Annotated in this window: 11 protein-coding genes; 8 read left to right on the top strand and 3 right to left on the bottom strand. The window is 72.1% G+C overall.

The features are described from left to right. The first annotated feature begins 40 nt into the window (after positions 1–40). The 7 genes from EBO15_RS14030 (at position 41) to EBO15_RS14000 (ending at position 5,741) form a co-directional block, all read left to right on the top strand. Entirely contained in the window at positions 41–1,771 is a 1,731-nt protein-coding gene (locus EBO15_RS14030) for an AfsR/SARP family transcriptional regulator (protein ID WP_122194817.1), read from the top strand. Positions 1,772–1,892: 121 nt separating this feature from the next. Continuing rightward, positions 1,893–2,399, top strand: coding sequence for a hypothetical protein (locus EBO15_RS14025; RefSeq protein ID WP_122194816.1), 507 nt, complete (start codon positions 1,893–1,895; stop codon positions 2,397–2,399). A 67-nt stretch (positions 2,400–2,466) separates the two neighbouring features. Then, positions 2,467–2,964, top strand: a complete 498-nt coding sequence (locus EBO15_RS14020) for a hypothetical protein (RefSeq protein ID WP_122194815.1) — start codon at positions 2,467–2,469, stop codon at positions 2,962–2,964. 18 nt (positions 2,965–2,982) lie between these two features. Next, positions 2,983–3,357, top strand: a complete 375-nt coding sequence (locus EBO15_RS14015) for a PadR family transcriptional regulator (protein ID WP_233616180.1) — start codon at positions 2,983–2,985, stop codon at positions 3,355–3,357. After that, on the top strand, positions 3,354–4,418 hold the full coding sequence (locus tag EBO15_RS14010; RefSeq protein ID WP_122194813.1) for a hypothetical protein: 1,065 nt from the start codon (positions 3,354–3,356) through the stop codon (positions 4,416–4,418). The genes EBO15_RS14015 and EBO15_RS14010 overlap by 4 nt, the downstream gene beginning before the upstream one ends. A gap of 85 nt (positions 4,419–4,503) precedes the next feature. Beyond that, positions 4,504–5,094, top strand: coding sequence for a TetR/AcrR family transcriptional regulator (locus EBO15_RS14005; protein ID WP_122194812.1), 591 nt, complete (start codon positions 4,504–4,506; stop codon positions 5,092–5,094). A 29-nt stretch (positions 5,095–5,123) separates the two neighbouring features. Next, entirely contained in the window at positions 5,124–5,741 is a 618-nt protein-coding gene (locus EBO15_RS14000) for a dihydrofolate reductase family protein (RefSeq protein WP_122194811.1), read from the top strand. Here the strand turns inward: EBO15_RS14000 and EBO15_RS13995 are convergent. Next, on the bottom strand, positions 5,699–6,415 hold the full coding sequence (locus EBO15_RS13995) for an NUDIX domain-containing protein (protein WP_122194810.1): 717 nt from the start codon (positions 6,413–6,415) through the stop codon (positions 5,699–5,701). The genes EBO15_RS14000 and EBO15_RS13995 overlap by 43 nt on opposite strands. Before the next feature lie 57 nt (positions 6,416–6,472). Here EBO15_RS13995 and EBO15_RS13990 point away from each other — a divergent pair, with 57 nt between their 5' ends. Next, a complete protein-coding gene (locus EBO15_RS13990) occupies positions 6,473–7,231 on the top strand; it encodes a DeoR/GlpR family DNA-binding transcription regulator (protein ID WP_122194809.1) in 759 nt (252 codons plus the stop codon). Between the two features lie 8 nt (positions 7,232–7,239). Here EBO15_RS13990 and EBO15_RS13985 read toward each other — a convergent pair whose 3' ends face one another. Next, the gene (locus EBO15_RS13985) at positions 7,240–7,626 is read right to left on the bottom strand and encodes a hypothetical protein (protein ID WP_122194808.1); all 387 of its coding nucleotides are present in this window, start codon (positions 7,624–7,626) and stop codon (positions 7,240–7,242) included. A 387-nt stretch (positions 7,627–8,013) separates the two neighbouring features. Continuing rightward, positions 8,014–9,502 (bottom strand): ABC transporter permease (locus EBO15_RS13980; RefSeq protein ID WP_147481490.1); only part of this gene is annotated, 1,489 nt, incomplete at its 5' end.

Below are 9,502 nucleotides of genomic sequence, written 5' to 3'. Positions count from 1 at the left end.
AAAGGGGCGAGTTTTTGATCTTCGATGTACGCTCCAGGAGGTGTACGTCAGCCTGCTCGGCGAGATCGAAGTCCAGGTCGCGGGCCGTGCGCTGCCGCTCGGCGGACCGCACCGGATCTCGCTCGTCGCCCTCCTCGCGCTGCGGGCGGGGAACGTCGTCCCCGTCTCGGAGCTGATCGAAACGCTCTGGGACGGGGCGCCGCCGCGCAGCGCCCTCGCCAATGTCCACGGCCACGTCAGCGCCCTGCGCAACGCGATCAGGGCCGCGGGACTCGAGGCCCCGGAACGGGTGCTCGTCACCCGTCCCCCCGGTTACCTCATCGACCCGGCGTACTGCCAGACCGACCTCGGCCTGTTCGAGGAACTCAGGGAACAGGCGTGGTCGGCGCGCTCCGACCCGTCGGCCGCGGCCGCCCTGTACGCCAAGGCGCTGACCTGCTGGCGCGGCCCGGCGCTGCTCGACGTCGGCAGCGCCCTCCTGCGCAGGCACGCCGAGCACCTGGAGGAACGGCGCCTCCAGACCGTCTGCGACAAGGCGGAGGCGCAGCTCGAGCTGGGACTGCACCACGCGGTCGCGCTCGAACTGCGCCCGCTCGTCGACGCCCATCCCTACGACGAGCGCCTGCGCGCCGTCCTGATGCTGGCCCTGTACCGGGGCAGCCGGCAGGCGGAGGCGCTGACCGTCTACCGCGAGGGACGCCGCGCCCTGGTCCAGGACCTCGGCCTCGAACCCGGCCCCGAGCTGCGCCAGCTGGAGGCCGCGATCCTCAGCCAGGAACCGGCCCACCCCGCGACGACCTCGACGGCCTCACCGGTTCTCGCCACGCTCCGCCCCCGGCAGCTGCCTCCGGCGCCGTCCCTGCTGATCGGCCGTTCCGCGCAGATCGACGCCCTGCACACCGCCCTGACGACCGCGCCCCCGACGTCCCTTCCCGTCCTGGTCGTCACCGGGCCGGTCGGGGCGGGCAAGTCCGCCCTGGCCCTGCACCTGGCCCACCAGCTCCAGGCGACGCACCCCGACGGGCAGCTCTACGCCGACCTGACCGAGGACCCCGGCCTGATCCTCGTCCGCTTCCTCCGCACGCTCGGCGTTCCCCCGGACGCTGTCCCCGACCCGCTCCCCGACCGCGTCGCCCTCTTCCGGACGCTGACCGCCGACCGCCGGATCCTCCTTCTCCTCGACGACGCCTCCGACGAGTCCCGCGTCCGCCCCCTCCTCCCGGGCGGCCCGACCTGCTCGGTCGTCATCACGGCCCGGCGCCCGCTGACCGCCCTGGACAACACCGCCACGATCCGCCTGGCGCCCCTCCCCGACCACGAGGCCACCAGCCTCTTCACCGCCCTCACCGGCGCCACGCCGGGCCCGGCCGTCGTCCGCCTCTGCGACGGCCTCCCCTCCGCGATCCGCGCCGCGGCCGCCCTCCTCCAGTCCCGTCCGCACTGGTTCCCGTCCGACCTGGCCGCCTGGCTCAGCGACGACCACCGCCGCCTCAACCTCCTCACCACCGACGACCAGAACCTCCAGACCTCCTACGCCCGGGTCACCTCGTCCCTCCAGGCCCCGGCCCGGCGGGCCCTGTCCGTCCTGGCCCTCGGCCCCGCCACCCCCATCGACCTGTCCAAGGCCCTCGCCATCCCCGAGTCCGACGCCGAGGAACTCCTGGAACACCTCGCCGACCACCACCTGGCCACCCCCAGGCGCTCCGGCCCCACCTGGTCCTACGCCCTCCCGACCCTCCTCCGCCTCCACCTGACCCAGACCGCCGCCTGACCCACCGCGTCGCAAGGAGAGGCAGCTTGGCCACGACTTCGCATGGTCAAGCTGCTTGCGCGAGACCAGGGGCCGGAATCGCGGTTGACCCTGACGCGAAACGTCCGCCATCGTCAGAACCGTGGGCACCTTCGACTGGTGGGACGACGTCTTCCAGCAACTGCCGCCTGAGGTCCTCGACGACTATCTCCGGATCCTTCGCGCCGTCCACCGCCACTTCGAGGGCCGGATCATCAGGTCACCGGGCCTGAGAGACAGCGCATGGTTCTCCATCGACGCCGCAGGCCGGTTGCGCGGCGGACGCGCCGACGCGTCCCACTTCACTCCCAACCCCTACGCGGGAGAGCGCGGCCTGCCAGGCCCGGCCGAGGGACATCTCCACGACTTGATGACCGCCTATCCGGATTGTCGCTGCGGCGCCCTCGTGACCGGCAACATCATCTTCAAGTACTGGTGGCCCGGCCGCCGCCGAATCGAGGACACCGCAGTCGATGTCCACCTCGCCCACCGTCCACCGGCCGGCGTCAATCACGGATTCTTCAGGCTCCCCTTCGAAACGGAGGGACGTCTCGTCCGGCGAATGAGAATGGATCCGGACACGGTGGAGTTCATCGAGCGAGCGCGGTGAGCGCGATGCTCCCCTTCGGCGATCTCACTGACGGAAGCCTGCACCGCCGGATCAGGATGCCGGAGGATTGGAACCCCCGCCGCTCGGCCACCAGCACGTCCAGGACGATTTCCTCGCCGCCCTCGCCACCACTCCGTTCGCCGACGACCTGATCCTGTGCGGCGGCATCCTGCACAACACACGGCTCGGCAGGACCAGCTTCCCCGCCGACGACTTCTCCTTCATCTCCCACGACCTGATCGGCATGGGCTCGCTGGAGTACCTGAAGGACATCGTTCAAACCATCGCCGACGGGAAGCCGCCCGAAGGTCTGGATTCTCGTGAGCCCCTTCATGGATTCTCCGGGGAAGCAGCGGCCTCGGGACGTGATGGGTCCGGCCTTGACTCTCGCATCCTGTTTCGAGACTCAAGTTCAGGCGTCTCCGCAAGCTACACCGGCTGCGCCTTGTGCAGCTGTGAGATCGCGGGCCGTGGGTGCTCCCTGAGTGTCGCGTTCGGGGATCGATGGTCGTGGTGGGTCGTGTCGAGGTTCGGTGGGGTGCCTGATCTTGTCATAGTCAGATGATCTGTATATAAAGAGCACATGAGTAAGGCCATGCAGGAGCCGACGTTCCTGATCCTCACGGCGCTGGCCGATGGCGCCCAGCACGGGTACGGGATCATCTCCGACATCGATCGCATCTCCGGCGGGCGGACTCGCATGCGGGCCGGGACGCTGTACGCGGCGCTCGACCGGCTTCAGGGCGAGGGGCTGATCGCCCCCGATCGGGAGGAGGTCGTCGACGGGCGGCTGCGCCGCTACTACCGCCTCACCGACGACGGGGCCGCCGCGCTCGCCGCCGAGGTCGACGCGCTGCGGCGTCGCACCGAGGTCGCGGCCCGGCGGCTGGCGGCCCGCCCCGCCTCCACCTTCTTCTCCCCGGCGGTCGCCGGGCCCACGCCGGAGGGACTCCGATGAGCACACTCGAAGATCGCTACCGCCGCCTGCTGGCCGGGTACCCGGCGGCCCACCGCGCCGTCCATGAGCAGGAGATGCTGGACGTCCTGATGTCGGCCGCGCGGCCTGGGCAGACCCGCCCGTCGCTGGCCGACACCGTCGATCTGCTGAAGGGCGCGGTTCGGATCCGGTTGCGGGCCTCCATTGGGGGCGACGGGCCGTCCGCTTGGCCCGGGGCGCTCGCCGTCGCCGGGTTCCTCGCGATGCTGCAACTGCTGTCGGACGGCGTGCGGTTCGTCATCGACATCCCGAGCATGGCCTCGCTCGGCGAACGTCCTTCCTGGTCGACGCCGCACACGCTGGCGGCCCACTTCGGGATGGGTCCGTACTGGCTCGCCTGGACGGTCGTCGCCGTGCTGGCCTGGCGCGGGCGGCGCGCGGCGGCCGCCCGCGGGGCCTGCGGGGTCACCGGCGTCCAGGTCGTCCTGGCGCTCCACGGGACATTCTTCGACTCCAGCGTCTTCGGTTCGCTGGCGGCCTCCATGGCGGGGACGGCGCTCCCTCTCGCACTGCTGGCCACCGCGTCCCTGGTCGCGTCGCCCGGTCCGCGCCACGGCATGCGCCTGCTCGGCCGCGTTCGCGTCCGGACGGCTGCGGCGATGGCGTGCGTCCTCGCCGTGGCCTCCTCCAACGAGGGTTTCGCGCTGTTGTTCGGGTACGCACCCACGTCGGACAAGGTGTCGTTGGAGCGGCTCAGTCGCGATGGCGCCGACTGGAACCGGCTGCGGTTCGGGGTCCTGCTGCTGGTCACGGTCCTGGTCGTCGCGGCGCTCGCGCATGGCCGCGAAGGCCGCCGCGCCTGCGCCCTCCTGACGGTCGCCGCCGTTCCCGCCCTGGTCCTGGCGGCGAGTCCGTTCGCCGACAAGGGGCTGGACGACCTGATCAACAACAGCGGCGGCATCGACCCGTGGCTCTCTCTGGCCCATGGCCTGATCGGATTCGCGCTCACCACGCTCGGCGTCCGCCTGATCGAGCTCCCCGCCCAGGCGCGGGCGCGCCGTCGCGAACGGACTCCCGCCTGATCGACGAAACCTCAACTACTGCAATTGAAGTACTTCGCTTGATGTGGTTAGCTGAGGGCACATCAAGACGAGGGAGGGAGTCGAGATGAGTCGGAACCCGGCTCGGCGGGCCGCGCTGCTTGACGGGGCCATCGAGGTCCTCGCCCGCGAGGGGGCGCGCGGCCTGACCCAGCGGGCGGTCGACAAGGAGGTGGAGGTGCCCATCGGTACTACGTCCAACTACTTCCGCAACCGCGACGACCTCCTCGTGCAGGCCGGTGTCCGCGTCTACGAACGGCTCCGGCCTTCCGAGGAGGCGCTCACCGAGATGTTCGACCTCGCCAGGGACACCGAGTCGTACCGCGCGATGCTGCGGGGGTCCGTCGGCCGGGTCAGCGCCTTCCGGTCCGGGTACCTGGCGCTGCTGGAGCTCCGGCTCGAGGCCACTCGCAGACCGGAGCTGCGCGCGCTGCTGACCGAGCGGGTCCGCGCCGACATCGACGAGAACATCAGCCAGCACGAGGCCGCGGGCCTGCCCGGGGACGCGACCGCCGTCCTGCTCATGTACCTGGCGATGAACTGGCTGATCGTCGAGCAGCTCACGCTCCCGGACGTCTTCACCGGCGCCGAGCGCGACGACCTGGTCGCGCAGGCGGTGGAGCGCCTCATCCCTCCCTTCCCCCCGGCCACGGCCTGACGCCCCACCGATCGAACGAAGGACGCCCTTTGCGCAAGCTCGTCTACTACATCGCCTCCACGCTCGACGGCTTCATCGCCGGCCCGGACGGATCCGACCCCACCGGCCCCGGCGGTTTCTGGACGCCGTCCGAGGACTACCTGGCCCACCTCATCGAGGAGTACCCCGAGACGCTGCCCGGCCCGGCCCGCGCCGCGCTCGGCGTCACCGCCGAAGGCGTCCGCTTCGACACCGTCCTCGAGGGCCGCGGCAGCTACGAGGTCGGCCTCGCGGCCGGTGTCACCAACGCCTACGCCCACCTGCGGCACCTGGTCTTCTCCCGGACGCTGGCCGAGAGCCCGGACCCCGGCGTCGAGCTCGTCGCCGGCGACCCGGTCGCGACGGTGCGGGACCTGAAGCGCGAGGACGGCAAGGACATCTGGCTCGTCGGCGGCGGACGGCTGGCCGGCACGCTCTACGGCGAGATCGACCGGATGATCGTCAAGCTCAGCCCGCTCACCATCGGCTCCGGCATCCCGCTCTTCGGACGGGACGCCGCGTTCGACCCCGGCGCGTGGCAGCTCGTCGACCACACCGCCCTCAAGGGCGGAGCCGTCTTCCTCACCTACGACCGGGCTCCGGGCACTCCCCGTTCTTCCGGCGACTGAGGCGCGAAGGGGCCGTCGAGGGCGGCCCATTGCAGGAGCAGGATGGTCTTGCCGTCGGTGATGCGCCCGTCGCGGGCCATGGCGAGGGCCTCGGCGAAGGGCAGTTCGAGGACCTCGATGTCCTCGCCCTCCTCCTCCAGCCCGCCGCCTTGCCCGGTGCGGTCGGCCGGGACGTAGGGGGCCGCGTAGAAGTGCAGGCGCTCGGTGATCGAGCCGGGGCTCATGTAGGCGTCGAGAATGTGGGTGAGCGGGCCGAGCGTCACCCCGAGCTCCTCGGCGGCCTCGCGCCGGACGGCGGCGAGCGGCGCGTCGCCGTCGAGCAGCCCGGCCGCCGCCTCGACGAGCATGCCGTCCGGGTGGTCGTTGACGTAGGCCGGGTAGCGGAACTGGCGGGTGAGCAGCACACGCCGCCGCGCGGTGTCGTAGGGCAGGACGACCGCGCCGTTGCCGCGGTCGTACGTCTCGCGCTGCTGGGTCTCCCAGCGTCCGTCGCGGCGCCTGTAGTCGTAGGTGGTACGGCGTAGGACGTGCCAGCCCTGCGAGGTGAGCTCCACGTCCCGGATCAGAACGCCGGGGTTGCGGTCCAGCCCGCGTCCGGCACGGTCGAGGCCGGTGCGGCCGCGGTGGTCGGGGACATCGATACCGGGACGGCCGGGCGTCGGATTGTCGGTCATGGCGCGCTACAGTACACACGAACGTGCAAGACCGTGCAAGAACAGGATGGAACGCGGATGCTGGCTGCCGAACGGCGCGACCACCTGCTGGGCCTGCTCGCCCGCGAGGGCAAGATCGTCGCCAAGGACGTCGCCGCCCATCTGGGCCTCTCCGAGGACAGCGTCCGGCGCGACCTGCGCGAACTGGCCGCCGAGGGGCTGTGCCACCGGGTCTACGGCGGAGCGGTCCCGGTGTCCCCGGCCGTCGCGGACTACGCGTCCCGGCAGAGCGTCACCCCGGACGGCAAGCGGAAGGTCGCCGCGGCGGCCGTCGCCCTGGTGCGTCCGGGCGGCACCCTGATCCTGGACGGCGGCACCACCGCCCTCGCCGTCGCCCGCCAGCTCCCACCGACCCTGACCTGCACCGTCATCACCCACAGTCCGACCGTCGCGGTCGCGCTGCTGGAGCATCCGCGCGCCGAGGTCCTCCTGCTGGGCGGCCGGATCTTCAAGCACTCGGCGGTCGCCTGCGGCGCCGTCACGATGGAGGCCGCGCAGAACGTCTCGGCGGACCTGTGCTTCCTCGGCGTCACCGGCGTCCACCCGGAGGCGGGCCTGACCACCGGGGACGCCGAGGAGGCCGCGATGAAACGCGCCCTGGCCGCACGCGCCGCCGACACCTACGTCCTGGCCTCGTCCGAGAAGATCGGCACGGCCTCACGGTTCCGCGTGCTCCCCTGGCACGAGGTCACCGGCGTGATCACCGACGCCGCACCGGACCACGCCGTCCTCGAACGACTCGCGACCCACAACGTGGAGATCCTGGCCGCCGCCTGAGGGGCGTCTCAGCCGGCCTGCTGGAAGATGCCGGCGAACGCCGTGTAGGCGACGGCGCCGAGGCCGATCAGCCAGAAGAAGGGCGCACCGTTGTGCCCGGACGCCAGACCGCCGACGAAGCCGCCCAGGTTGGCGATGGTCAGCACCACGCCGGTGCCCGCCCACGCGCGCCCGCTGATGTGCAGCGAACGCTCGTCGACCTCCTCTGTGAGCGCCCGGTACGCCTCGCTCCGCCGCGCCAGCATCAGCGCCCCGAACGCGCAGAGGGCCAGGACCGCGAGCATCCCCAGCCCGAGCAGGGTGTGGCCGCCGACACCGGCGGCCACCAGGCTCACAACGCCGACCCCCAGAAAGAACCCGGGAACCGTCCGCCGAGCCGCAAGAGTGCTGGTCATGGTGCTACTGCTCCTCGATGTCGAACACGTCCTCCACCCCGATACCGAAGAAGCGGGCCGTCAACAGGACCTGCGGCAGGGAGGGCGTGTACCGCTTCGCCTCGATCCCGCTCCTCACATGTAAAGCGTACTTGTCACCCCAGGCCCAATGTCAAGTGTCCTTTACATGTCGAAAGCCCGCCGCCCCTGAAGGGACGGCGGGTGAGGAGTCGGATCCGTCAGGCGTCGGGTGCCGGCGGGAGCGACAGGCGGTACGGCCCTTGGGGCAGGCGCGGGAGGTGTCGCGGGGGGCCACGGGGATCAGTACGCGAGCGGCGGTTTCAGCCTCTCTGCCGGTATGTGCGGCGAGGCCGGTTCCCCGGCATGTGGGGAACCGGCATCGCCGAGTCAGGCCCGCGTTCGGCTGGGTGGCGGGAAGGTGCTTCGGAGGACCGGGCGGAGTGAGGTCAGGGCGGAGAGGACCGCCAGGGCCAGGCAGACCAGGGCGCTCAGGGCCAGCGCCGTCCAGGGCAGCGTGTACGGGACGCGGGCGGATCCGGTGAGGATGGACGTGTTGATGGTCCGGACCACCGCCATCTGCGTGAGTGCCGTGACGGCCAGGGCCAGGAGCGCGGCGGTCAGGACGGTCAGGGTGGTCTCGGCGGCGACGGCGCGGGACACCTGGCGGCGGGTGGCGCCGACGGCGGTGAGCGCCGAGATGTCGCGGACACGGTCGCGGGTGGACATGACCATCGTGTTGACCACCGCGATGAGCGCGTACAGCAGGGCCGGGGCGAGGATCGCCAGGATGGTGAGCCGCTGGAAGTGCGCCGCCGTCGCGGCGTCCGGGTCGTGGCGGTCGCCGGCCGCGGAGACGAGGACGCCCGGGAGGGGCGCGGCGGGACGTTCGGCCAGGTAGGCGCGCGAAGCCGGGACGGGACGGCGCAGCGCGGAGCCGGGCAGCAGCACCTCGGGCAGCCCGAAGGACGGACGGACCGTGGCGACCAGGCGGAGCGCGGCCGGGGTCCCGTCGGGGAGGCGGGTGTTGAGGCGGTCTCCGACGCGCCAGCCGTAGGCGCGGGCGAGTTCGGAGGAGACGGCGACGGCCGCTCCGGTGAACTGCGGGAGGGATCCGGACGTGACGTGCAGCCGCCACGCCGACGCGGGGTCGCCGTTCACGACGAGGGCGCGGTACGGGATGGGCGCGTTGGCGGCGTTCTCGTCGCTGCTGAGCGGGCCTACGCCGAGACCCGTCACCATGGCGCTCGCGGTCGTGGCGGCCAGGAGGCCGGGCTTGGCGTGCAGCGCCCGCAGCGTCTCCGGTGCCAGCGCGGGCCCCGTGGACGGGGACGCGACGTAGGGGGCGGCGGCCATGCTGCGTGCCTCGGTGTCGCGGGCGTCCGCGAAGGCGAGCCCGGCGCCGACCACCGATCCGGTGAGCGCGACGACCAGGAACACCGGGGTGGCCGTGGAGATGGTCCGGCGGGCCGAGGCCAGCGCGTTCCGTCCGGCCAGGAGGCCGGCGGCGCCGTTCAGCATCGGCAGCGGCAGGGCGAGGGCCCGGACCAGCGGCGGGACCAGCAGCGGGGCGAACATCGCCAGGCCGATGATCACCATCGTGCCCATCTCCAGCGACCAGGTCGCCTTGCTGTCGGGGCCGCGCATGCCCGGGGCGCGGAGCTGGTAGGCGGGCGCGTTCATGGAGGAGATCATGTAGCCGCCTGCGGCGAGCAGGTAGAGGAGGCTCCAGACCCACCGGCCCACCGTCATGACGCGGCCGTCCACGACGGCGTCGGCCAGGGCCTCCGCGGGGCGGACGCGGCCGGCGCGCCGGGACGCGGCGAAGGCGCCGAGCAGCGCGACGGCCAGCCCGGCGACCGCCGCGAGCAGCGGCGGG

The organism is Actinomadura harenae (assembly GCF_003696215.1).
Lineage (GTDB): Bacteria > Actinomycetota > Actinomycetes > Streptosporangiales > Streptosporangiaceae > Spirillospora > Spirillospora harenae.
Note: the sequence above shows the minus strand (reverse complement) of the source record. Positions and strands in the feature narration are given on the sequence as shown.